Consider the following 542-nt stretch of genomic DNA (forward strand, 5'->3'; position numbering starts at 1 on the left):
ATCCTGCACCGCCTCATCCCCCAACCTCTCACCCGCGTGGTCGAGTTCGAGGCGACACGTGCGGCGTGCACCACAGGAACGACTCAGTTCCTCGACGACGTGCGGATGCAGAGGGAACCAGCCGTCGATGAGGTGGGCCAGCCGCAAGGGGCCCCGCCAGACGATCTCCTGCGCGTCGCTCCGCAGGAGATCACCGACGCCGAGAGAGGCGTCGTCGGCCAGCGGCAGATCCACCGGGGGCAGCTCCGCTGCCGGCTCCGGCTCCGATGGCGCGGGCAAGGTGGATATCCAGCCGCGGCCGGCCGGAGTCAGGGGGTCCCCGGGCGTTTCCGCGTCACCGGGATGATGGGACCGCCACACGCCACCGCCCTCGAAGGCGTCGTCGAGCGTGACCCGCGAGCCGTTCTCGAACAGACCCAGGTCACTGTCCCCTCGAACGATGTCGGAGAGTGCCAGATTCGCCCGACACACGGCTGTGGCGTACCCCACCCCCATGAGTAGTTCAGTCGCCCCAGGGAATCCGCGAAGCCGCGGCCCGATCG

General features: G+C 69.4%; 1 pseudogene. It reads right to left on the reverse strand.

Going from position 1 to position 542, the window contains the following annotated elements:
* Positions 1 to 495 (reverse strand): annotated as a pseudogene (locus KUM32_RS41305) (hypothetical protein); the annotation flags it as partial.
* Between the last annotated feature and the right edge of the window lie 47 nt (positions 496 to 542).

The sequence above is a fragment of the Streptomyces sp. AC627_RSS907 genome (genome assembly GCF_019049165.1).